Annotated in this window: 18 protein-coding genes; 11 read left to right on the top strand and 7 right to left on the bottom strand. The window is 63.2% G+C overall.

Features of this window, described 5'->3' with window-relative positions:
* Positions 1–208 precede the first annotated feature (208 nt).
* Complete coding sequence (locus ABE424_RS05630; protein ID WP_346501854.1) at positions 209–3,715, top strand: autotransporter outer membrane beta-barrel domain-containing protein; 3,507 nt, start codon at positions 209–211, stop codon at positions 3,713–3,715.
* A gap of 45 nt (positions 3,716–3,760) precedes the next feature.
* Here the strand turns inward: ABE424_RS05630 and ABE424_RS05625 are convergent, their stop codons facing one another.
* Positions 3,761–4,762 carry an NADP-dependent oxidoreductase gene (locus ABE424_RS05625; protein WP_346492498.1) on the bottom strand — a complete coding sequence of 334 codons (1,002 nt, stop codon included), beginning with the start codon at positions 4,760–4,762 and terminating at the stop codon, positions 3,761–3,763.
* Positions 4,759–5,541, bottom strand: coding sequence for an SDR family oxidoreductase (locus ABE424_RS05620; RefSeq protein ID WP_346492499.1), 783 nt, complete (start codon positions 5,539–5,541; stop codon positions 4,759–4,761). The genes ABE424_RS05625 and ABE424_RS05620 overlap by 4 nt, the downstream gene beginning before the upstream one ends.
* Positions 5,542–5,761: 220 nt before the next feature.
* Here ABE424_RS05620 and ABE424_RS05615 point away from each other — a divergent pair, with 220 nt between their 5' ends.
* The 6 genes from ABE424_RS05615 to ABE424_RS05590 all read left to right on the top strand — a co-directional run bounded on the left by ABE424_RS05615 (position 5,762) and on the right by ABE424_RS05590 (position 13,252).
* Positions 5,762–6,343, top strand: coding sequence for a TetR family transcriptional regulator (locus tag ABE424_RS05615; protein ID WP_346492500.1), 582 nt, complete (start codon positions 5,762–5,764; stop codon positions 6,341–6,343).
* A gap of 114 nt (positions 6,344–6,457) precedes the next feature.
* Entirely contained in the window at positions 6,458–7,084 is a 627-nt protein-coding gene (locus ABE424_RS05610; RefSeq protein ID WP_346492501.1) for a TetR/AcrR family transcriptional regulator, read from the top strand.
* 65 nt (positions 7,085–7,149) lie between these two features.
* Positions 7,150–8,262, top strand: coding sequence for an efflux RND transporter periplasmic adaptor subunit (locus ABE424_RS05605; RefSeq protein WP_346492502.1), 1,113 nt, complete (start codon positions 7,150–7,152; stop codon positions 8,260–8,262).
* Positions 8,259–11,324, top strand: coding sequence for an efflux RND transporter permease subunit (locus tag ABE424_RS05600; protein WP_346492503.1), 3,066 nt, complete (start codon positions 8,259–8,261; stop codon positions 11,322–11,324). The genes ABE424_RS05605 and ABE424_RS05600 overlap by 4 nt, the downstream gene beginning before the upstream one ends.
* Before the next feature lie 36 nt (positions 11,325–11,360).
* Positions 11,361–12,638 carry a beta-ketoacyl-ACP synthase II gene (gene fabF, locus ABE424_RS05595; RefSeq protein ID WP_346492504.1) on the top strand — a complete coding sequence of 426 codons (1,278 nt, stop codon included), beginning with the start codon at positions 11,361–11,363 and terminating at the stop codon, positions 12,636–12,638.
* On the top strand, positions 12,635–13,252 hold the full coding sequence (locus tag ABE424_RS05590) for a helix-turn-helix domain-containing protein (protein ID WP_346492505.1): 618 nt from the start codon (positions 12,635–12,637) through the stop codon (positions 13,250–13,252). Before fabF ends, ABE424_RS05590 begins: the two co-directional genes overlap by 4 nt.
* On the opposite strand, the gene ABE424_RS05585 is transcribed toward ABE424_RS05590, so the two are convergent.
* Both ABE424_RS05585 and ABE424_RS05580 read right to left on the bottom strand, forming a co-directional pair.
* On the bottom strand, positions 13,225–13,785 hold the full coding sequence (locus ABE424_RS05585; RefSeq protein WP_346492506.1) for an isochorismatase family cysteine hydrolase: 561 nt from the start codon (positions 13,783–13,785) through the stop codon (positions 13,225–13,227). The two genes, ABE424_RS05590 and ABE424_RS05585, sit on opposite strands and share 28 nt — an antisense overlap.
* 123 nt (positions 13,786–13,908) lie before the next feature.
* Positions 13,909–14,406, bottom strand: coding sequence for a DUF892 family protein (locus tag ABE424_RS05580; protein WP_176988952.1), 498 nt, complete (start codon positions 14,404–14,406; stop codon positions 13,909–13,911).
* Positions 14,407–14,601: 195 nt separating this feature from the next.
* On the opposite strand from ABE424_RS05580, the gene ABE424_RS05575 reads away from it, so the two are divergent.
* Positions 14,602–15,411, top strand: coding sequence for an OBAP family protein (locus ABE424_RS05575; protein ID WP_346492507.1), 810 nt, complete (start codon positions 14,602–14,604; stop codon positions 15,409–15,411).
* A gap of 238 nt (positions 15,412–15,649) precedes the next feature.
* On the opposite strand, the gene ABE424_RS05570 is transcribed toward ABE424_RS05575, so the two are convergent.
* Positions 15,650–17,209, bottom strand: coding sequence for a hypothetical protein (locus ABE424_RS05570; RefSeq protein ID WP_346492508.1), 1,560 nt, complete (start codon positions 17,207–17,209; stop codon positions 15,650–15,652).
* 1,299 nt (positions 17,210–18,508) lie between these two features.
* On the opposite strand from ABE424_RS05570, the gene ABE424_RS05565 reads away from it, so the two are divergent.
* The gene (locus ABE424_RS05565) at positions 18,509–19,219 is read left to right on the top strand and encodes a hypothetical protein (RefSeq protein ID WP_346492509.1); all 711 of its coding nucleotides are present in this window, start codon (positions 18,509–18,511) and stop codon (positions 19,217–19,219) included.
* 516 nt (positions 19,220–19,735) lie between these two features.
* Here the strand turns inward: ABE424_RS05565 and ABE424_RS05560 are convergent.
* Both ABE424_RS05560 and ABE424_RS05555 read right to left on the bottom strand, forming a co-directional pair.
* Complete coding sequence (locus ABE424_RS05560) at positions 19,736–20,041, bottom strand: hypothetical protein (RefSeq protein ID WP_346492510.1); 306 nt, start codon at positions 20,039–20,041, stop codon at positions 19,736–19,738.
* A 35-nt stretch (positions 20,042–20,076) separates the two neighbouring features.
* Entirely contained in the window at positions 20,077–21,555 is a 1,479-nt protein-coding gene (locus ABE424_RS05555) for an NAD-dependent succinate-semialdehyde dehydrogenase (protein WP_346492511.1), read from the bottom strand.
* Positions 21,556–21,623: 68 nt separating this feature from the next.
* Here ABE424_RS05555 and ABE424_RS05550 point away from each other — a divergent pair, with 68 nt between their 5' ends.
* Together ABE424_RS05550 and ABE424_RS05545 are read left to right on the top strand one after the other, a co-directional pair.
* On the top strand, positions 21,624–23,177 hold the full coding sequence (locus ABE424_RS05550; protein ID WP_346492512.1) for a DUF1254 domain-containing protein: 1,554 nt from the start codon (positions 21,624–21,626) through the stop codon (positions 23,175–23,177).
* Positions 23,178–23,231: 54 nt separating this feature from the next.
* On the top strand, positions 23,232–24,032 hold an 801-nt coding region (locus ABE424_RS05545; RefSeq protein WP_346492513.1), incomplete at its 3' end, for a DUF1254 domain-containing protein.

Genomic DNA, 24,032 nt, shown 5'->3' with positions numbered 1-24,032 from the left:
GCTCCTGGCGGAGCGCGGACATGGGGCGGCCGCAGGTGATCAGGGTTCGCTATCAGGGGCAGGGTGGTCGCGTTTAGTCTCTGAGTCGCGTGTAGCAGCCTGTTGGCACTGTGGAATTCAGTAAACATACTGACGAGTAACCGGCAGTTGTGCGGATGCGCGTGGCAGCAGGCAAAAATAGACTCGATGCTCCCAAGTGGAGCTCGACATGTCATCTACGCCGATGGGTATGGCAAAGGGGACGGGGGATGTCCGGGGGCGCTCTCGAGAGGCGTTCCGGCTGACCGCGTTGGCATCCGCCTGCTTCATGAGCTACGCAACCTTTGCGGCCCCGCCTCCGGACCATGGGTTGGAACCCTTGCCCACGCTGTCGGGAACGACGCTGCTGACCGCACCGTCGGAGGGGGCTGGCTGCCAAGGCATCCAGACCAACCCTCGCGTGGTATCACTGTGCGACGGCGCCACGCACGCGCTACCCGATGCAACGATCCCCGGGACGACCTGGGACGTGGTCCGGGTGGGGTATGGCACCACGGCTACATTCAACGGTTACAACATCGTGGCCGAGATACCGACCGGCGGCGCGGGCTTCTTCAGCCCCATCACCGTGTTCAGTGGGCCGGATGGCGCCTATGCGGTCGCAACCGGCACGTTCACCAACACCACGATCTACATGGCACCCCAATCCCTGGCCAACGCCATCGCGACCACGGGGGGCGTACTCAACCTGGGGGCGGGCACGGTAGTGGGCCTCAATCCCGCCAACACCTACTCGCCGACCATGACCCTCGCAGCGCTGACGGCGTTCGGAGGCGGTGTGGTCAACGCCAACGGCACGGTGGTCAATCTGCCCACCACGTTGGCCACCGCGTTCCAGATCACGAACTCCGGACCTGGGGGCGGTCTGCCGGGTCAAAGTGCTCTGGGCCAGATCAATGCGTCGAACATGACCGTCACGTTGGGCGATGGAATCGCTGGCACCGGCCGGACCCGTGGAGCGCTGGTCGGCGGAGAGGCCGAGTTGAACCTGACCGACAGCACGATCACCGCAGGCAACTACTCGCTGGGCATCTACAACTACTTCGCCGGGTCCTACACAGGCGCCATCGCAGGCTCCCGATCAAATGTCCTCCGCAGCTCGATCACGCTCGGCAATGACAGCGTTGGGTGGTGGGGCAATGGCGCACTCGCACCGGCCCGCCTCACCGCCACCGACAGCCAGTTCAACGTCGGCACCGGAAGCTGGGGCCTTTTCATGGCCACGGGCGCTGTCGGGCGCCTTACGAACACGACGGTTTCAGCGGGCGCGAACAGCTTCGGTGCCCTGATGCATGACGGCACCAGCCTGACCATCGATGGAACCAGTGCCATCACTGCGACCGGAGCAGGGTCTGTCGGCATTCGGAACGACTCTGGAGCCGTCGTGTTTGGCTCGGGCACTCCGGGCATCACGGGCGGTGATCTCGGCTTGAACGGCATCGCCGCAAGCACCTTCGAGCTTCAGTCCGGGAGCACGCTTCGGGTAGGCGTCGGACAAAACGCGGCGACGGCCATCCAGTTGGATGCAAGCACGTTCATTGGTGCCGGGGGTTCGTCATTGGCCGTCTCGGCAAGTGGCTCAACGGGTACCGGCATTTCCCTCACCAATGCCGCTGTCTTCAACCATGCGGGCACCATCGCCGTCTCCGGTCCCGGCACCGCTCTCTCGGCGAACGGCAGCGGCACGAGCGCAGTGCTGTCGGGTGGAGGCACTGCCAGCGGTGGTGGGGCGGGCGCCCCGGTAATCCAGGTCAGCGATGCAGCAACCCTGGACGCGACCAACGTGGTGGTGAACTCTGCGGCTACTGGCGCGGCCGTGCCTGCCCTGTTGCTCACGGGAGCAGATGCCTCAGTCCGGTTCGCCCGCGGGAGCCTGGGCAATGCCCAAGGCGGCACGGTGACCATAGACGGGACTGGGGCGTTGGTTGATCTAAGCGATACCCAGGTAGGTGGCAGTGGGCAATGGCTGGACGTGGGCCCCGCTGCCGGCGGCTCCGCGGCGGCCGATGGCATCCTGACCATCGCCCGCTCCACGCTGACAGGCTCCGCTCAGACTGCCCTTGGCAGCACGTCCTCAGTCACGCTCATCGACAGCACGTGGTTCCTCACCGGCTCGTCGGTGCTGACCGACCTGGTCAACGACCCCAGCGTGATCGATTTCGCTCCCCCTGTCGGCCCACCCACATTGGCCAGCAGCTACAAGACGCTTACCGTGAACCGCTATGCCGGCGATGGGACGCTGGCGATGAACGCTTGGCTTGCTGCCGATGACTCGCCCTCTGATCGCCTGGTCATCCTCGATGGCACAGGGACGGGGCCGGGAACCATCCAGGTGCGAAACACCGGCGGGGGAGGCGCGCTTACCGCCGCTGACGGCATCTTGTTGGTCCAGGCGGTCAACTCGACCACAGCCGCTGACACGTTCGCACTTTCGGCCCCGGTCGTGGCCGGGCCGTATGAGTATTTCCTTTACCGCGGAGGTGCCAGTGGCGTCGGCTCCGCCGACAACCAGAACAGCTGGTTCCTGCGGTCGACGATCGACTGCGCCGCCCCCGGTGCTCCGGTCCCGCCATGCCCGGCACCGCCAAACCCTCCGCCCGTTCCGCCGCCGACACCCCCTGTGCCACCGGTGCCACCGACGCCTGCATATCGGCAGGAGGTGTCGCTTGCCGCCGCCTTGCCGGTCATGTCCGCGCTGTATGGCCGGGCGCTGGTGGACACCCTGCACGAGCGCGTCGGCGACCAACACCTGCTCAGGCAGCGCACCGATCTGGACGAAGACCGGACCGGCTTGAATGGCGCATGGGTGAGAGTGCTGGCCCACGACGGCGAGCGGGACGGCGGGAACCAGGGAATCTACGGAAACCGTGGCCCGGGCTTCGATTACCGATTCCAAGCGCTTCAGATCGGGTTGGACTTCTACCGCTCCATCGACTCAGAGGGCAACCGTCAGCACGCAGGTGGCTACCTGGCCTACGGCAAGGGCAAGGGAGACGTTCGCCACAACATTCTGGATCATGACTTCCACGCCGGCAGCGACGAGTTCGATGCCCGCACGATCGGCGCCTACTGGACCGGGTTCAACGCCCGCGGCGGCTACCTGGATGCCGTGGCCCAATACACGTCATATGACCTGCGCGCGCGATCGACACGGTTGCCCGACACCTTCACCAACGGCAATGGCACGGTTCTTTCGCTGGAGGGCGGGTGGCCCTTCGCCCTGGGTTCGGGTGACACCGCGGAAGATCTGACCGGTTGGAGAATCGAACCCCAGACGCAGGTGATCTGGCAGCGCGTGGACGTCGACGACTTGGTCGATGACATCGCGCGCGTACGCTACAGCGACGGCGATTCCACGGTGGGCAGGTTGGGCATCCGGCTCAACCGCATCGGCAGTGGCCAGGGCCGCAACGGCGGCGCCCGGGCCAGCGATGCGTGGCTTCGCCTGAACGCGTGGCACGAGTTCAACGGATCGCCCCGGACAGAGTTCTCCAGCGCGACCGGGTATGTGCCTTTTACGGCCGACCTCGGCGACAGCTGGGGCGAGGTCGGCCTGGGAGGTACGTGGCAGGTAAGTGATACCGGCTACTTGTTCGCGGACGTCGATTACACGTGGAGCTTCAACGGCGATGAGACATCCTGGAACAGCAAGGTGGGCATGCGTTGGAACTGGTGACTTGCCACCACGATCGCGTGAGGATGGCTTCAAGAAGCCCTCCCGCTACGGCAGTTCCACCACCACTTTGCCCTTCGCCCGACCGCTCTCCACATGCGCCAGCGCACCCTGGGTATCCTGGAACGGGAATACCCGATCAATGACGGGAGCGATTGCGCCGGACTCGACGAGTGATGTGATGGTGCTCAGTTGCGCCCCATCAGCCCGCATGAAGACGAAGGAGTACGTCACCCCTTTCAGTTTGGCCTTCCTGCGGATGCCAAGGCTGAGCAGGCGCATGACCTGCTTGAGCGGCCAGGCCAGCCCGCGCGCAGCGGCAAAGCTGGGCGTGGGCGGCCCCGAGATGGAAATAAGATGGCCACCCGGCTTGAGGATCTGCAGCGATCGCTGCAGTTCATCCTTGCCCAGGCTGTAGAGCACCACATCGTAGCCGTGCAGTTCCGTAGCGAAATCCTGCTGCCTGTAATCGATGACCACGTCCGCGCCCAAGTCCTTCACCCAGGCCACGTTCGGCGTACTGGTGGTGGTGGCAATGAACGCGCCGAGGTGCTTGGCCAGCTGGATCGCTACGGAGCCGACGCCGCCTGAGCCCGCTTGGATGAAGACCTTCTGCCCGGGCTTCAGCTGGGCGGTTTCGACCAGTGCCTGCCACGCGGTCAGCGCGACCAGCGGCAGCGAGGCCGCCTCCACCATGGTGAGGTTGTTGGGTTTGAGTGCCACAGACGTAGACTTGACGGCGATGAACTCCGCGAACGTCCCGATGCGGTCATCGTCGGGACGTGCGTACACCTCGTCGCCTGGCTTGAACTGGCGAACGCTGGCGCCGACGCGCTCCACCGTACCGGCCAGGTCGTTGCCCAGAATAAGCGGCAGGCGGTACGGCAGGATCACCTTGAACTCGCCCCGCCGGATCTTCGTGTCCAGCGCGTTGACGCTGGCAGCATGCACCCGGATGAGCACATCGTCATCGCGCAGCGACGGCGTCGGCACGTCATCGATGCGTCCTGTTTCGTTCTTGCCATAGCGGTCGATGAGGAAGGCCTTCATGCGCGATAGCGCTCCGCTGCCTGCGCCTGCCGGACGTCCGAGAGCAGGCCCTGGCGCGATGCCTCCAATGTGTCCCAGCGTTCGGCCACATGCAGCGGCGGGATGGTCACGGTCTCGCGACGATCAAAACCGACCAGGGCGGCATCCACCAGCTCGCCGACATCCATCACCTCCGACAACGTACTGATGTCGATGCCGGCACGCTCCCAGATCTCGGTGCGCGTGGCGGCAGGCAGCACGGCCTGCACATACACGCCCTTGGGCGACAGTTCCAGGCTGAGCCCCTGCGACAGGAACAGGACGAAGGCCTTGGTCGCACCGTAGACGGACATGCCGAACTCGGGTGCCAGACCCACCACCGAGCCGATGTTCACGATAGCGCCTTCGCCGGCGTCGCCCAGTCGCGGTGCAACGGCGGCGGCGAGGCGCGTCAGGGCGAGGGTGTTCAGTGTCACCAGCTGGTCGATGCTGTCGGCCGACTGCGCGGTGAAGCCGCCGGACTGGGCCATGCCCGCGTTGTTGATCAGGACGCCGATGCGGGCGTCGTCGCGCAGGCGGGTTTCCACGTTGGCCAGATCGGTGTGCTGGGTGAGGTCGGCCGGCAGGACGTCGACGGCGACCCCGGTGTCCTGGCGCAGGCGGGCGGCCAGTGTGTCCAGGCGCGCCTTGTCGCGCGCGACCAGCACCAGGTCGTGGCCGCGGCGTGCGAAGCGTTCGGCGTAAACGGCGCCGATGCCGCTGGAGGCGCCGGTGACGAGGACGGTGGGAAGCAGGCTCATGGTGTGTCTCGTGGAAATGGGTGGGCGAACGGCTACTGCGGCGTCGTATCTGTCAATGCGTTCAAGGTCGCGCGGTCTTCAGGACGGCGGAAGCCCTCGAGCGCGGCTGCGACACAATGATGATGATCGTAATCTTAGATGTCAACGGTTTGATGATGCACATAATCTAAGTGTGATAAAGTGCCTTACTTCCGCAGCACAGCGTTGCAGGGCATCGTTCATGAAGGTCACCAAGGCACAGGCGCAGGCCAACCGGGCGCACATCGTCGAAACCGCCTCCACGCTGTTCCGGGAGCGGGGATACGATGGCGTTGGCGTGGCAGACCTGATGGGGGCCGCGGGTTTTACCCACGGCGGCTTCTACAAGCACTTCGCCTCCAAGACCGACCTGATGGCTGAAGCTGCCACCTTTGGTTTTGAGGCATCCGCCGAGGCCTTGGCCGAGACCGATCTGCGTGCGTTCCTGACCTGTTACCTGTCCCGTGAACACCGGGATGCGCCGGGGCAGGGCTGCACGATGGCGGCACTGTGCACGGACGCCGCGCGTCAGCCGGCGTCGGTCAAGGCTGCGTTCGCAACCGGTATCGAAGCGCGGCTGGCAGCGGGAGCAGGTCCCGAGGGTCACGTGGATGCCGCTGCTGCTGAGCGCAGCCGTGCGCGGCGGATCGCCCTGATTGCGCAGGCGGTGGGCGCGGTGGTGTTGTCGCGGTCCTGCCCGGATGATGCGGCGCTGGCCGACGAGATTCTGGACGCCTGTCGGGACGACATACTGGCGCGGTTGCCGGATGCCCCTGTGGCCTGAGGCTGTCCTTCGGCGCTGAGTACCGTTGCGGTCACCACGGCAACAGGCTGGGGTGAACCCATACCCGATCGGTCACCGTTTGCCCGGTTCACTCCGCGGCGCTACCCTTGGCCCATGTCCATTTCACCCTCCGCAGCGCTTGACGCCGGGCGCGGCCCCGCTGAGCACGATGTGCGCACGCAGATCATCGAGGCGGCCACCGCGCACTTCAGCCACTACGGCTACGACAAGACCACGGTGTCCGACCTGGCCAAGGCCATTGGTTTCTCCAAGGCCTACATCTACAAGTTCTTTGCCTCCAAACAAGCCATCGGGGAGGTCATCTGCGCCAATTGCCTCGGGCAGATCGAAAGCGAGGTGCATGCCGCCTTGAAGGGCGTTCAAGCGCCACCTGAAAGGCTTCGTGTTCTGTTCACCGTCATCGTGGAGGCCAGTCTTCGCCTGTTCCTCCAGGATCGCCGGCTCTATGAAATTGCCGTGGCGGCCGCGACCGATCACTGGCCCTCGACCCAGGCCTACCAAGGTCGCATCCGGCAGCTTGTCGAAGAGATCCTGGCAGCTGGACGCGCCTCCGGCGCATTTGAGAACTCAACGCCGCTGGAAGAGACCAGCCGCGCGGTCTACCAGGTGCTGGTGCCGTATCTGAACCCGGTGACGCTTCCCCACCTGTCGGTCTGGCATGAGGAAGCGCCTACCGCACTGCAGGACCTGGTGCTTCGGAGTCTGTCCCCGCTGCGGTAGTGACTATTGACGTAAATGGTCACTAGGAACAGAATGCGTCCGGATACCCCACTCCGGAAGTCTGTATGCGGCGCCGTTTTGTGTTCACAGCCATCTCCTGTGTTGTTACGTTGTTCCTTGCAGCCTGCGGAACGTCGGATGACATCGACCCCCGGACTGCGCCGCCCATCGTCCGGGTTGCCACCGTGCAACCGGGCGCGGGAAACGCGCGCACATTCACCGGCACCATCGCGGCAAGGGTGCAGAGCGATCTGGCATTCCGGGTGGGAGGCAAGCTTACTGAGCGCCTCGTCGAGACGGGTCAGACGGTCAAGCGCGGCGATGTGCTCTACCGGATGGACCCCAGCGATCTGAACCTGGCCGCGGCCGCCCAGCAGCAGGCCGTCATCGCGGCGCGTGCGCAGAGCGCGCAGGCCACGGCCGACGAAGCGCGGTATCGCGATCTGGCGGCCCAGGGCGTCGTGTCACGATCATCCTACGACCAGATCAAAGCGGCGGCCGATGCGGCGGCCGCACAGCTCGGAGCGGCCGAATCCCAAGCCCGGGTTGCGCGCAATGCGAGCCAGTACACAGCGCTCGTTGCCGATGCCGACGGGGTGGTCATGACCATCAACGCCGAGCCGGGTCAGGTCGTGGCGGCGGGGCAGGTGGTTGCCCGGCTTGCCCGCGCGGGGAGCCGAGAGGCGGTCGTCCAACTGCCGGAAACGCTTCGTCCCCTGATCGGCTCGGTCGCCTTGGCGTCTTCGTTCGGGGGAAACGGCAGGATTCCCGCGCGGTTGCGCGTGCTCTCTGAATCGGCAGACGCCGCAACCCGGACCTTCGAAGCCCGTTACACGTTGGAAGAGGGCAGTGCCCCACTGCCGCTGGGTTCAACGGTGGCGGTCGAGCTTGCGGGCTCGGCACCTGCCGGTGTCCCGGCTGGATTTGAGGTTCCGCTGGGGGCGTTGTTCGATCCCGGCACCGGAACCGGCGTATGGGTGATCAGCGGTGAGCCGCTCAAAGCCAGCTGGATGCCGGTCGCCGTCAAGCAGTTGGGCGACGATCAGGCCTTGGTCGAGGGCAGGTTGAAGGCCTCGGATCGCGTGGCGGCGCTTGGCGCACACCTGCTGCGGGAAGGGCAGGTGGTTCGTCTGGCTGACACGGCCAGGAGCACCGCTGCAGATGGGGCCCATCAGTGAGTGGGTTCAACCTGTCCGCGCTTGCGGTGCGCGAGCGCGCCATCACGGTCTTTCTGATCTTTCTGATTTCCGTAGCCGGCATCGTGTCGTTCTTCCAGCTCGGCCGCGCGGAGGACCCCGCGTTCACCGTCAAGGTCATGACCATCGTAACGGCCTGGCCAGGTGCCACGCCGACGGAAATGCAGGACCAGGTCGCCGAGAAGCTGGAAAAGCGACTGCAGGAACTGCGCTGGTATGACCGCAGCGAAACCTACACGCGGCCTGGCTTGTCCTTCACCACGCTGACATTGCAGGACGGTACGCCGCCTTCGGAGGTGCAGGAGGAGTTTTACCAGGCGCGCAAGAAGATGGCCGACGAAGCGGCGAACCTGCCCGCAGGCGTGATCGGGCCGATGGTCAACGACGAATATGCGGACGTCACCTTCGCTCTGTTCGCACTGAAAGCGAAGGGTGAGCCGTTCCGTGTGCTTGCACGCGACGCTGAAACCCTGCGCCAGCGCTTGCTGCACGTGCCTGGCGTGAAGAAGGTCAACATCATCGGTGAGCAGCCCGAGCGCATCTATGTGGAGCTTTCGCACGAACGCCTGTCGAACCTTGGCATCACACCACAGCAGGTGTTCGGGGCGCTCAACGGACAGAATGCCCTGACGCCCGCAGGCTCGGTCGAGGCCATGGGCCCGCAGATCTTCATCCGCCTGGATGGGGCGCTGGACCAGCTGGAGAAGATCCGCGATACGCCGGTCATTGCACAGGGCAAGACGCTGAAACTGCGGGACATTGCGACCGTCAAGCGGGGTTATGAGGATCCGTCGACCTTCATGATCCGCAACGGCGGCGAGCCGGCGATGCTGCTTGGGATCGTGATGCGTGACGGCTGGAACGGCCTGGATCTCGGCGCCTCACTCGACGCGGAGGTCAAGAAGATCAATGCCGGCCTCCCGGTAGGGATGGCGCTGGACAAGGTCACCGATCAGGCGGTGAACATCAGTGCCTCGGTCGACGAGTTCATGATGAAGTTCTTCGCCGCGCTGCTGGTGGTGATGCTGGTGTGCTTTGTCAGCATGGGGTGGCGGGTGGGTGTCGTCGTGGCCGCAGCTGTGCCGCTGACGCTGGCTGCCGTGTTCATGGTCATGGCCGCAACCGGCAAGAACTTCGACCGCATCACGTTGGGCTCGCTGATCCTGGCGCTTGGCCTGCTGGTGGACGACGCAATCATCGCCATCGAAATGATGGTAGTGAAGATGGAGGAGGGCTACAGCCGGGTCAAGGCATCGGCCTACGCGTGGAGCCATACGGCAGCGCCGATGCTGGCTGGCACCCTGGTGACTGCGGTGGGGTTCATGCCCAACGGCTTTGCCCGGTCCACTGCGGGCGAATACACAAGCAATATGTTCTGGATCGTGGGCATCGCGCTGATCGTGTCGTGGGTGGTCGCGGTGTTCTTTACGCCTTACCTGGGGGTGAAGCTTCTCCCTGAACTCAAGACCGTCGAAGGCGGGCACAGCAGTCTCTACGACACGCCGCGCTACAACCGCTTCCGATCGATCCTGGCGCGCGTGATTGCACGCAAGTGGCTTGCTGCTGGGTCGGTGATCGCACTGTTCGTGCTCTCGGTAGTGGGCATGGGGCTGGTGAAAAAGCAGTTCTTCCCCATCTCTGACCGTCCGGAGGTGTTGGTCGAAGTGCAGATGCCCTACGGCACGGCCATCGAACAGACCAGCCTGGCGACCCGGAAGGTGGAGAAGTGGCTCTCGGCGCAGGAGGAAGCGAAGATCGTCACGGCTTACATCGGTCAGGGCGCGCCCCGGTTCTATCTCGCCATATCGCCCGAACTGCCGGACCCGGCGTTTGCCAAGATCGTGGTGCGCACCGACAGCCAGGAACAGCGTGATGCCTTGAAAGCCAAGCTTCGCCGAGCGGTGGCGGAGGGCTTGGCGCCCGAGGCGCGTGTGCGGGTGACGCAACTGGTGTTCGGGCCTTACTCGCCTTACCCAGTGGCGTATCGGGTCAGTGGTCCGGATCCGGACGTCGTCCGTGGCATTGCGGCCAAGGTCGAGCAGACCCTGCACGCCAGCCCGATGATGCGCACGGTCAACACCGATTGGGGCGTGCGCACGCCGACGCTGCACTTCATGCTGGATCAGGACCGCCTGCAAGCGATGGGCATGACGTCGGCCTCTGTCTCGCAGCAGTTGCAGTTCTTCCTGAGCGGGGTGCCCGTCACGGCTGTTCGTGAGGACATCCGCACCGTCGAGGTTGTCGCTCGATCCGGCGGGGACACACGCCTGGATCCGGGCCGGATTGCGGACTTCACTCTGGTCGGTGCGGCCGGCCAGCGCGTGCCGCTGTCCCAGATCGGCACAGTGGAGGTCCGGATGGAAGAGCCGGTGCTGCGCCGTCGTGATCGGGTGCCCACCATCACCGTGCGCGGTGACATCGACGATGCGTTGCAGCCACCGGACGTATCCGCCGCGATCAGCAGGCAGCTCGAGCCACTCATTGCCTCGCTGCCCGAGGGCTACGCCATTGCGCAGGCGGGTTCCATCGAGGAATCGGGCAAGGCCATGAGCGCCATGCTGCCGCTGTTCCCGATCATGCTGGCGGTGACCCTGCTGATCATCATCCTGCAGGTGCGGTCCATCTCGGCGATGATCATGGTGTTCATGACCAGCCCGTTGGGATTGATCGGCGTGGTGCCAACACTGCTGCTGTTCCAGCAACCGTTCGGCATCAACGCGCTGGTTGGATTGATCGCGTTGTCGGGAATCCTGATGCGCAACACGCTCATCCTCATTGGTCAGATCCATGAGAACGAACAAGCAGGGATGGAGACCCTCCACGCCATCATCGAGGCGACGGTTCATCGGGCGCGCCCGGTGATCCTGACCTCCCTGGCAGCGGTGCTTGCCTTCATTCCGCTGACCCATTCGGTGTTCTGGGGAACGCTTGCCTACACGCTGATCGGCGGCACCATCGCCGGCACCGTGATGACGCTGGCGTTCCTCCCGGCGATGTATGCCATCTGGTTCAAGGTCCGAGCGGAAAAGACCCCCGTTGCCTGACATTGGCCCGGACCTCTTTTATATGGGAAGTGATTCATGAGCATTGCTGACAAAGACCGCATCGTGGTGACCGGAATGGGCGTGGTCAGCCCACTCGGCTGCGGGGTTGAAACCGTCTGGTCGCGTCTCCTGGCCGGGCGCTCCGGGATCGGGGCGCTGGGTGCCGATCTTGCGGCGGGGACCGGCTGCGAAGTCGGCGGCCGCGTGCCCGACCGCGTTCAAGACCCGGAGGCGGGTTTTGATTCGACCGGCATCATCGCGCCGAAAGATCTCAAGAAGATGGACCGGTTCGTTGAGTTTGCGCTGGTCGCCGCGCATGAAGCGCTGGCGCAGGCGGGTTGGCATGATGCCGATGAGCGCGGGCTGCTGCGAACGGCGACCGTGATTGCCACGGGCATCGGCGGGTTTGGATCGATCGTCAATGCGGTCCACACCACCGAAAGCCGTGGGCCTGGCCGGCTGTCGCCCTTCACTGCGCCGACTTTCCTGGCCAACATGGCGGCAGGGCAGGCATCGATACGCTACGGGTTCAAAGGCCCGCAGGGCGCACCCGTCACGGCCTGCGCGGCGGGTGTCCAGGCCATCGGTGATGCAGCACGGCTGATCAGGTCCGGTGAGGCGGACATCGCGCTGTGCGGTGGGGCGGAAGCGGCGATGCACCGGGTCAGCCTGGGCGGCTTCGCGGCGGCCAAGGCGCTGAGCACCTGCTTCAATGCCACACCCCAGGCAGCCTCTCGCCCGTTCGATGAGCAGCGGGACGGATTCGTCATGTCCGAAGGGGCAGGGTTGCTGGTGATCGAGCGCCTGGACCACGCCTTGGCGCGCGGCGCCAAGCCGCTTGCCGAGCTGGTTGGCTACGGCACGACCTCCGATGCCTACCATCTCACAGCCGGGCCCGACTACGGCAGCGGGGCGCGCCGGGCGATGGAGATCGCGCTGGCACAGGCAGGTATTACGCCAGCGCAGGTCGACCACATCAACGCGCATGCCACGTCCACCCAGGTGGGCGACCGTGCAGAACTCGCGGCGATGCGTGCGCTGTTCGGTACCCGCCCCGAGCTTCTGATTTCCGCCACCAAATCCAGCACCGGGCATCTGCTGGGGGCGGCAGGGGGCATCGAGGCCATCTTCACCGTGCTCGCGTTGCGTGATCAGATCGCGCCCGCGACGCTCAACCTGATTCGGCCGGATCCATTGGCGGAAGGACTGACGATCGTAGGCGGCGTGCCGCGGAAGGCGGATATCGCGTTCGCCCTGACCAATGGATTTGGCTTCGGCGGAGTGAATGCCAGCGCGCTGTTCCGGCGACCGTGAACGCCGCGGCCTCAACCGGCGGCGCAAGCAGAACCACGCTGCGTTGGGAGCGGGCGAGGGCGCGTAGCCGAAGGAGCATCCTTGATGCCGCCGCCACCGTGTTTGCGGAGGAGGGCTTTGAGCGTGCGACGATGAAGCGCATCGCAGAGGCCTGTGGTATTACGAAGGTCACCCTCTACGCGCACTTCCGTGACAAGGAGCGTCTTTACAGGACGGTCATGGACGGCCACCTTGCATCGATGCCCTCAGGGACGCTGGATATGCATGGGGTTGCCGATCTTGGCGAGGCGTTGAAGCGTATCGCTGACGGCATCGGCAGATTGGCGGCGGACGCTTCGTGTCAGGCGTTCTGCCGGTCGTTGTCGCGCTCTGGCGCCGCAAGTGACGTCTACAGAGACCAGTGGAATGCGGTGCTGGAACCGTATCTGACGCTTGCAGACGATGTCTTCATGGAGGCTTCCACACGCCCGACCAATGCCGCTGACAGCGAGAATTTCCTGAGGCTGGTGCTCACGGAGCACGGCTTGCCTCAGGGGCCCAGGCGTGTCTCCAGAAGCGATGCAACCGTCGCGCTGTTTCTTCGGGCCTATGCGGGGCCGCCGCGGCGCAGGTAGCTGGCCAGTTTGAGGACGGTGGCTGCCCTGGATGCTTGGAGCAGTCGTAAGGCCGTGGTCTTCCGGGAGCCGATGCCGGCCACCGCTTCCTGTACCACGATCGTTTCATACTCCCTGGCGTTGCCATCGAAACACGTGGCCGTGATACAGGACTCCGCCGTCATTCCGGCAACGACGAGCTCCCTTACGCCAAGTTTGGCAAGCAGCACGGCGAGTGGGGTGGCGAGGAAGGCCGAGTGCTTGGGTTTGAGCACGAAGTAGTCGCCGTGCTCCGGTTGCAGGATTTTCGCGATCGCCGATGACGCGCCCTCCGTGGACAGGCAGAGCCTCACCAACTCTTTGAAATCCATCTGCCAGTTGGCGAAATTGTCATTGGCGTAGATGACCGGATGGCCGCGCTCGCGGAAATGCCGCGCGAGCCTTGCGATGTGCCGAGCTGCTTCCAGAGCACTGGGCTTCGCTTGAGCGGCTTCCGGGAAGTCGAACAACGTGAACATATCGATGATCACGAGCGCGGGGTTGGGAATACTCATGGCTCTCCTCCCACCTCAATCGTCCGTCTGGTCGTAAGGCGTCGGCAGCGGCTCGATCATGCAGTGAAGGAGCGGCGGTGCATGCCGCTCCTGGATCAGCTGCCGAATCCGGGGCGACGGGCCTCAAGCGGCCTTTGCCGCCTGGGCATTCCCACCCGACTTGGCCAGGATCGTCAGCTTCTCATCGGTTGCCTTTTCTTCTTCGAGGGTTTCAAGGAGAAGCGGCAGCGCGTCCTTGTAGCCCAGCTGCTTGGCAAGCGCTGCGATCGTGCCGTAGGACGCTATCTCGTAGTGTTCGACCTTCTGGGCGCCGCCGATAAGAGCCGCATCGCGCACCGGCCCCTCTTCGATGCTGTCGATGGCTTCCTTCCCTTCCTCAACCAGCCCTTCCATGGCGGCACACTTGATGCGCTTGAGACGGATGCCGAGCAATTCGACCACCTGGTCGATGCGCTCGATCTGGCCCTGGGTTTCCTCAAGGTGGGTTTCGAAGGCGGCGGCCAGGTCCGGGTTGGCAGCGGCGCGCGCAAGGCGGGGCAGCGCCTTGGTCAGCTGCTTCTCCGCGCTGTAAATGTCCGACAGTTCGTGGATGAACAGGTCTTCAGCGGTCTTGATCGCCATGATGGTCCTCCAGGTTGGTGGCGGGTGGAGCGCTGAAGCTAGGGGCTCTCCCGTTAGGTTCGTGCGCAGAGCTGTGAAGGTCTGCTACACGCCTGCCATGTCTTCTGCGCACGACATGCAGACCTGTTCACGGCCGCCCCACGGTCGAAGGGCTAGAACCAGACTGCGCGAGTGGGACGTTCAGGAGAAGCCGTAATGCATCGAAACGTAGTATGTATCGCTGTCATCTTCGCTCTGTCTGCGTGCGGGGGCGGGAACACCGAGTCCAGCGTCCAAGCACCCGGGGCTGAAGAAACCGCGAAGACCAAAGCGCTCGAGACCGGGGCCGCCTTGCTGCAGGACCGTCCGCCGGTCGACGCCATCAACGCCTATCTGGACGGGTTCCATTTCTACAACGGCCAGATGAAGGTCCAGATGGAAGCGCACCATTACTGCTCCATCCTCAACGAGGACGTCATCCAGTGCACGATCTACGACGGCAACGTGAAAGACGCCAAGTTGATGGGGGTGGAGTACATCATCAGCGAGAAGCTCTTCGCAGGCCTTCCCGAGCAGGAGAAGGCGCTCTGGCACAGCCACGTTCAGGAGGTGAAATCCGGTCAGCTCATCGCACCAGGGATCCCCGAGTTGGCCGAGCACGAGCTGATGGAGAAGCTCATCCACACATATGGCAAAACCTGGCACACCTGGCACACAGACCTGGACAAGGATCTGCCCCGAGGCATGCCGCAGCTGATGATGGGCTTCACCGCAGATGGCCAGGCGGATCCGGCGATGGTGGCTGCACGCGACGCACGGTTGGGCGTCAGTAGTGAGGACAAGCGACAACGCCGTGCCGACATCGCCGCGCCGCCCATCGATGCAGGGGCGGATGCGTGGCAGAAGGGGACAGTCATCCAGATCGAGGACCCGACCGGCGGACATGCTCACGTCGGGGACAAAGACGCTGACCCGCCGTCCGGCAGGGACAGGAATGCGACGTCCAAGGGCAGCTCAGGAAGGTGAGGGTGGACGTCGAGACCAAGGTCAAGACGTCCGCAGGTGCTGCCTGGTTGAGTCATCCTTCGGTTCGGCACGCGCCTACCTGTCCATGTCCATGGCGCAGGTGATCGCCCGGTTCGCTTCCAGCTCTGCCAGCCGATCGCGCAAGGCCGCGTGCACTCGCGTGTACGCACCGCACATCGTCGAACCAACCATCCAATCATCCGCCTTGGCCTGCACCCCACAAGTCGCCTGATCGATATCATGAGCTCGTTTGGCCGGCGCGACGCATGAGGCTTTCTCTGTCGTTGTGCTCGTCGTAGTAGACAAGAGCTCGGCCTTCGGGGCCGCCTTCCAAGCGTAGTCGGCTTGTCCCCGGAATAGGAACAATAGTGAAGTTCGGTAACTCAACTATGGCGGGGATGCTGCCAACTTCCCGTCCTGCAATGTCGAAGACAAAATTCGTTGTAATCAGCATCTGGAACTGCTTCGAGTAATCGATGTCAACCTTTGGCTCCACTTCGATTGGGCCCGGCACGATTGAAAGCTGATCACCGCGCAAGAGCCGGAACGCGAAGCTGATGTCGTCCATGTCGCGTTCGGTTAACTCGAAATCCCCTGGTAACGAGAACTCGGATTGCAGGACTCGAGTCACCGCGTGGAGGCGGCCGAGCGCCCACACCAAGCGAATGACGCCTTCGAAGTGATCAACAAATCCGGTTGGTAAAGAGAGGATGCCATGCCCGTCATTATCTTGAACTTCAAGGTGCGCCTCACGATGCGAGAGCATCTGTTCCGCCCAAGCAGGAAGCGAACTCAGTTCGTGGAACAGCCGTAGAGGACGGCCGGTTAACTCGTTGAACCGAAGGCCAAACGAGATGTCGATGTCTGAACAGCTGGAATACTGCTTGCCCGGTAGCATTGAGAAGTTGATCAGGCTCCTTAAACGCTCGTTGCTTATAGCCCCATATTGAAGGCCCTTAAACCGCTCGGCAGGCAGGGGCAGCGCGAGCGCCGTGATAGAAGGTTTGGCGCCCGGGTAGAGTTGCAGGTGCAGACGTTCGGCGTTCAGTGGGCTAAGGGTCAGTCTACCGGCCAAGGGGCCTACCTTGTTGCCGTGGACGCTCTGATCGGTTAGGTGGAGCTCTTTGACATCGATAGTTCGTGGAAGTCCAAATGCGATGGCCTCTCGCAATCGGGTTCGGTTTTCCGCCCCTTCTGCCGCACGGAAAGAAACGCGCAGTTTGGGTGGCCAATCTTGTAGGGAGGGCTCCTCACCACTCCGCTCGGAAGAATTTGGCGTTTCGCCCGATGCCCGCGCCAATAGGCTCGTCAGAGTTTCACTTAGGCGCCCTCGACCTGCTGTGTCTTCAATCTGCCGAGTCGCAGTGACAAGGAAGGCGCGATGCAGAAAATCCTCGAACCGTTCGCGGTCGGCCAACAACTGTCCGCGATCGAACTGGATCGAGCGGTCGCCAATGCCGGACAGCAATTCTTGGTGATTGGCGCACCATTGCTGGGCATCGAGCCAATAGAAATCAGTGTTGACCGCGCGAATCAATACCACGGGATGACTGGCCTCTGCGTACTGCCGTAGTCGCATCTTGGAGACCGGAGCCGAAATCACCCCCGAAGTCTCCCGAGCGGTGCCCTTCACCTGCACAAAGAAGGATCGATCCTTAAATGGTTCGCCAGGCGTGACAAACAGGTCGTAACCGCGATCAATGCGGTGGATGCCAGGGTTCCACCCCCAGCGCATGAATATCGTCTTGACTTCATCTTCGGCCAAGGCGCCAATGACTTGTGTGTCGGGTCGGTCCATAAATGTGTAGCACCTTACTGGCTGGGTTCGAGTGTAGCGAGGAGTACTGGGCTCTATAAGCCGGTCCCAGTGGCGCTCGCGAGCTGCTCCCAGTGCGGCTTCTACTGCGCTGCACAGTGATGGCACGTGGTCTATCGTGCTTCACGCTCGCCAAGCTGATGCTCGCACCCTTGGCGCATAGCTTCATAGGGGGGGCGCCGAGCCTTCGCTTCCCGCTTGCGGCGCTCGTGCTGCTTGCCCGTGGACCGAGTCGTTGCGTTTGTCGAAAGGCGCCATTTTCTCGTCTAGATCAACGTAATTCTCAAAGGCGAGCAGCAGCAAATAGATCTTTGTTCGCTGACTGCCCTTAGTGCTCAGCGGGTGCCGGGCTATATTGAATCATTCAGCCCTCAAGGATTGGAGCGGCCGGGTGCCGGCGGCGGCACCGCTCTGAACGCATCGCACCACACTCGACATCGCTGGATGCTACGTTAGCTGCATGAGCGCCGGCGGGCCACACCCTGGCGGCCTGCCACGCTCACGAACCCTGACCGCGGGCTGTGCCCACCAAAACTCCCTTCCAGGCCCGCCAAGCGTAGCCGTCGCCGCACGATCTCGCCCACGGTGGCCGAGGAGAGGGCAGAGCCAGCGCGCTGTTTCTATAGACGCCGGAAGATTGCCCCTTCGGTGATCGCACCCCCCCAGCCAGTCCTGCAGGGCGACGGCAGCCCGATCGAGCACCGGCTTCTCCGGCGTCCAGGTTGCCGTAACACCCGCCTGCTGCGTCTTCCTGTGCTCCAACCGGGTAAATATAGCTCTGGTCGCCGATCTGACGCGGATTCCGAAGGTCGGCGGCCGCGATCGCGCTGCGGCAACGGCCGTCACTATCACGCCCGAAGCAGAAGCACGCCCGAAGCAGAGCAGGGCGCGATCACGGATCGCCTCCAATCTTTCGTCGCAAGCGGTCGCGTAGGTTAGCCGCGGTAAACTCGTTAGCTCGCTATCGCCTCTGATAAATCCGAAGCAGAGCAGGGCGCGGTGTTGGCCAGACTCTTTACCTAGTAGGTAGTAGAGTGCACGGCCACCTGCCGGACCACAGTCGACAGCCTCAGAGGCTCGACCATGGGCTTAAGACCGGCCGTGAGCTGCCCTGGTTAATCGTCGGCGGCAGCATCCCTAAGGGCTCGCTCTCGGAAAGGTTCCGCTCGATAAGGTGGTCGGCGCTGCGCTGACCAGCTCGGGAGTCTCAGCCGATGAGACGATCTACTTTGATGATGTGTCCGACCATGAAGTGCCCATTATTGGGCTGAAGGAGCAGGGGTGGATGCGGTTGAAATTGCTAAGGTCGTAGAAGGTGGAGAGATCATCCCGATTGCCGTGCTAATTAGTATTGGGGCCGTGCCACTGGTTAAAGGCCTGTTTGCGCTGATAGCTGGACGCCATCAGAGACGAAGGGACTTTCTTGAGCTCTGGAACGAAGGTGCTCTTCGAAATGATGATCTCTGGCTGGAGGAGGCAATCCAACACCGCTATGGAGCCGCCATGCCTGCGCGGCTGATCCGCCATGTCGCGCAGTCCGAGTGGCCGTCACGCAAGCTCCGGAAGCTCGCGGTGACCTCTGATTTTTTCGAATTGGACGAGGCTCAGGATCAAGTGGTGTGGTCAGTACGCAGGCGTGGGCAAGCCCATTGGCTTGAATTTGAGATGGTTGTTTGTTTGATTGGCTATTTCCTGCTTGCTCCAGTCGGTGTCGGCCTCATCCTCAGTGCCAGCCGGCAGGGCCTTCTTGATGGGTTCATTCTTGTCGCTATCGGCGCGGTGTTCGTGCTCGTAGCATTCAAGACATTTTGGCACCTCATTTCTATTGTGGAGGCCCGCTCAACATTGACCCTAGTAAATGAAGCTGGGCGCCTTGGGTTTTGTGCGCGGCTCACGGGCAAGGTCGCGTCCTGGAAGCGAGAGAGGCTAGTCGGCCCTGCATGGCTGGGTGACACTGTTGGCAGTACAAGCGAGAAGCCTAGGCCAACGTAGTACCTAAGCGAGGCCTTGCCTCGTATTACATAATATACATTATGCGAAATGGTGTTTGGCAGACTGAAACTGCTCTGGCTGTGGATCAAGTCTTCCCTCTCTTCCCGGGAACCCAACAAAGACGAGATTGAGGCCACATGTTTACCGTGAGGGCCACAGCCTCGAACCATGCGACATGACCGGGTGGTCGTGACCTGCAACATCGCCCCCGAATGGCGGCTGATGATGCAGGAAGCCCGGCTACGGACGACGCGAGAATGGATTGCAGCGTCGTAGACCTGCGCGAGTGCGTCAGAATTCGCTGAGACCGGCTACTGCTCCCGGCAACGCTGCCAGCCGCCTTCATGAGCATGGATTTGCTCCCATCCATTCGGGAGCTTTCGGAACGCTTGACCGCCGATACATGCGGTTCCCGAGCGCTTGGAGGCGTCTGATCCCAAGGGCGGCAGCTTGATCACGTTGTCCGAAGGACCCGGGCGCCCAGCGCGCTGGGCCTCAGCTGACAGGGTGCGGGCCTCAACGCGTTCGCAATACGCCTTCATGCTCGGATGCGGGTGATTCGGCCATGCCAATTCTTGGCAGTTGAAGGGCGTGGTGCTCTTTGACATCGAGTTGTAGGCAGCCTTGGGCGCCGTAGGCAACGGCTTGGGTCTGGGGCCCGTTGCAGAGTGCAACTGAGCCTGCGAAGACCAGGCAACCGAAAAAAGCAGCAATCCTGCTGAAATCCTTTTGAGCATGAGCTTCCCCTTGTAGCTGGGGGAAGCTTACCGCCTCAAACGTACCGCTGGTGAGTTCCCTGCCCGGCTCGAACATCAGGCGCACGCGCAATCTCGACTCGCGCGGCGCCTGTGCTCAACTCAAGCCGACGCTGCAGCCGGAATCTTGATCGACTTGACGTTCACGAACTCCTTGAGACCTTCCGGACCGTGCTCACGACCATAGCCGGACGCCTTCACGCCACCGAACGGAAGCGCTGGGGATGCGACGTCGAAGGTGTTGATGAACACCATGCCCGTGTCGAAATACTTGCTGGCCAGTTCCCGGGCGCGCTGCACGTCACGGCTGAAGAGGCCCCCGCCCAGGCCGTAGCGGCTGTCGTTGGCGATGCGCAATGCATCCATATCGTCCTCGGCGCGGATGATGGCCGCTGCAGGACCGAACAGCTCATCCTCATAGGCCACCTGCCCTGGTGCTACATCTGCAAGTACGGTGGCCGGGTAGAACCAGCCGGTGCGGTCTGGCACTTCGCCGCCTACCACCAGACGCGCTCCCTGCGAGACGCTCTTGGTCACCTGTTCGTGCAGCTTGTCGCGCTGCGCCTTGGAGACCATCGGGCCGAGCTGGGTGTCGTCGGCATTCGGGTCGCCCATCCGGATTGCTTCGAACGCCTTTGCATAAGCGCTGACGAAGGCATCGTAGTTCTTCTTTGTCACGATGAAGCGCTTGGCGTTGACACAGGTCTGCCCGTTGTTGAACAGGCGGCCTTTGACACAGGTCGCCACCGCCAGATCGAGGTTGGCATCGTCGAGGACCAGATAGGCGTCGTTGGAGCCCAGCTCAAGCACCGTCTTCTTCAGGGCCGCGCCGGCCTTGGCTGCCACGGTGCGCCCTGCCGCCTCGCTGCCGGTCAGGGTCACCGCGCGTACCAGATCATTTTCCACGATGTCATTCGATTGATCGTGGCTGATCAACAGGACCCCGAACAGCCCCTTGGGCAGCCCGGCGCTTTCGTAGATATCACGCAGCAGCAGTCCGCTGCCGGTGCAGCTCTCGGCATGCTTGAGCAGTACACCATTGCCGGCCATCAGGCTGGCGATGGAATAGCGGATCGCCTGGTAGGCCGGGAAGTTCCACGGCTGAATACCGTAGACGACGCCGATGGGCGCGTGGGTCACGATGCCGGTGGCGCCTTCGACATCGCGCTCCTCGTCGGCGAGGACGACAGGCCCCTGCTTGGCGGTGTAGTCACAGATAGCGGCACACAGCTCGATTTCGGTGCGGCTGTCTTCAATGAGCTTGCCGACCTCGTCGGTCATCAGCTGTGCGAACTCTTCCTTGCGCTCGCGAAGCACTTTGGCGATGTTCGCAATCACCTTTGCTCGCTCATCCAGACTGCGTAGACGCCATTGGGTAAAGGCATCATGGCTTGCCTTCACGACGGCGGCGGCTTCGGCGTCAGACATGTAGGAATAGGTAGAGACCACTTCTTCGGTCAGCGGATTGATCGTGGTCAGGTGCTTGTTGGGCATGGAGGGAGACTCTGCACTGCAAAAGGAGGTCCATAGAGGGTCGTTGTCGTGCGGTTCCTCCACCGTGAATTCTTCAGCGATGCGCATCACTGGAGGTTCACTGGATCTCGTCAGTTCAGTGCGCGTCCGGGACGGAAGCATCAGGTGTGTTTCGCATGGACGCTGGGCATTTCAGTAGAAATACTGACCGCAGGACAGTGGATACGCGCTTGTCGCGGTGCGGCATGCAGATGACAGTGGCCATGGAACCTTATGAGCCCATTGCCATGCGCCTGATGCCTTGCGTGTCCTCGCTTTCGCTGATGATGTCGATCCTGCTGCTCCCCGCCTGCCAGCGCCAGGAGAACCCGCCTGCCCCGTCGGAAGCAGCGCCAGCGCCGTCACCGGAGACCCGCCCCGCCACAGCCGACGACCAGGATCAGGCAGAGGCGCGCGCGATCGCGAAGGAGGCCTATATCTTTGCGTTTGCGATGCTCGAGAATTACAACACGCTCTACAAGCAGGTGGCCTCGCCCGAGGCCCCGGAGTACGTCGGCGGCTTCGGCAGGTTCCGGCACTATTCCGAGCTGTACACTCCGGACAACCACGATGTGGTGACGCCCAACAACGACACGCCCTACTCCTGGGCCTGGCTGGATCTGCGCGCGGAGCCCTGGGTCGTGACCGTGCCCAAGGTGCCCGAGGGGCGTTACTACGTGCAGCAGTGGGTGGACCTGTTCACCTACAACTTTGCCTACATCGGATCGCGCGCGACCGGCAACGGGGCGGGCAGCTATCTGATTGCCGGGCCGGGCTGGAAAGGCGACAAGCCGGCAGGCATCAAGGAGGTGTTTCCATCCGAAACCTCGCTGGTCCTCACGCTCACCCGCACCGCGTTGAACAGCCCTGGGGACATCGCCAACGTCAAGAAGATCCAGGAAGGGATGAAGCTGCAGCCTTTGAGCAGTTACCTGAAGACCCCGGCGCCTCCAGCCGCTCCGCAGATCGTGTTCCCCCCGTATGACGCCGAAAAGGCGCACTCGCACGACTTCATCCGCTACCTGAATTTCCTGCTGCAGTTCACCCAGCCGACGAATCCGGACGAAGCCGGGCTGATGGCGCGTTTCGCCAAAATAGGTATCGGTCCCGGGCAGCCTTTCGATGCCACTGCGCTGAGCCCGGCCCGTCTGGCCGCCATCGATGCCGGCGTCGCCGATGCCAAGGCGGCGATGGCCGAAAAGGCCAAGGCGACGCTCTCGTCGAATGGCCTGTTCGGCTCGCGCGCGTTCCTGAAGAACGACTACCTCACCCGTGCCATCGGGGCCGAGAAGGGGTTGTATGGAAACTCGATCGAGGAGGCCTGGTACGGCGGGTATGTAGGCGACGGCAACGCGCTGTCGATGATCCACTTCAGCAAGGACGCTCTGCCCCCGGCGAAGTTCTTCTGGTCGGTCACGCTGTACGCGCTGCCGGACCGTTTCCTGTACGCCAACGACCTGAAACGCTACTCCATCGGTGACCGTACCCCCGGACTCAAGTACGACGCCGACGGCGGGCTGACGCTGTACATCGGCCACGCCTCCCCAGGGAAGGAGAAGGAGAGCAACTGGCTGCCGGCACCGGCCGGCCCCTACAGCGCGGTCGGGCGTGTTTACGGCCCGAGCCGTGCCGCCATCGAAGGCAAGTGGAACCTGCCGCCCCTGCAGCCGGTGCAGAACCCGACCCCCTGATTCAAGGAGAGATGCATGTACCACCATCGAATTCGATCGGCTACGGGAATCGGGATGCTGCTTGCCCTGGCCAGCGGCATGATGCTCAGCGCCTGCGGCGAGCGATCGTCCGGCAATGAGAAGGACCGCGACGCCGCGGCAGGTCACGCCCCCGCCGCATCCCCTGCTGCTCCCGCCGCATCGGCAGACACTGCTGCGCTGGAAGAAGCCAGGACCATCTCCCGCGATGCCTACGTCTACGGTGTCCCGATGGTGGACACGTACAAGACCGTCTATGCGTTCAACGTCGACACCTCCAACCCGCAGTACAAGGGGCCGTTCAACGCCATCCTGAACATCGCCCGCGTGTTCACTCCGGACGACACTGCCTTCGTGACGCCGAATTCGGACACGCCCTACTCCTTTGCCATGCTGGATCTGCGGGCAGAGCCGGTGGTGATCACCGTGCCCAGGATGGCGAAGGATCGTTACTTCGTCTTCCAGCTGATGGATCTTTACACCTTCAATTTCGACTACATCGGCAGCCGCACGACCGGCAATGACGGCGGCAGCTTCCTGATCGCCGGGCCGGGCTGGAAGGGGGAAGCGCCCAAGGGCATCACCAAGGTGATCCGCTCGGAGACCGACCTGGTCAGCGTGGTTGGCCGCACCCAGCTCTTCAACGCGGCAGACCTGGAGAGCGTGAAGAAGATCCAAGCTGGCTACAAGGTGCAGCCGTTGTCAGCCTTCGCCGGGACACCAGCACCGCCGCCGGCGCCCGCCATCGCATGGATCACGCCCACGCCGCCGGCGCAGGATCGGACGTCGCTGGAGTTCTTCAACCAGCTGGCGTTCCTGCTGCAGTTCGCGCAGCCG

It is taken from the genome of Stenotrophomonas sp. TWI1149 (assembly GCF_039673155.1).
GTDB lineage: Bacteria > Pseudomonadota > Gammaproteobacteria > Xanthomonadales > Xanthomonadaceae > Stenotrophomonas > Stenotrophomonas maltophilia_AA.
Note: the sequence above shows the minus strand (reverse complement) of the source record. Positions and strands in the feature narration are given on the sequence as shown.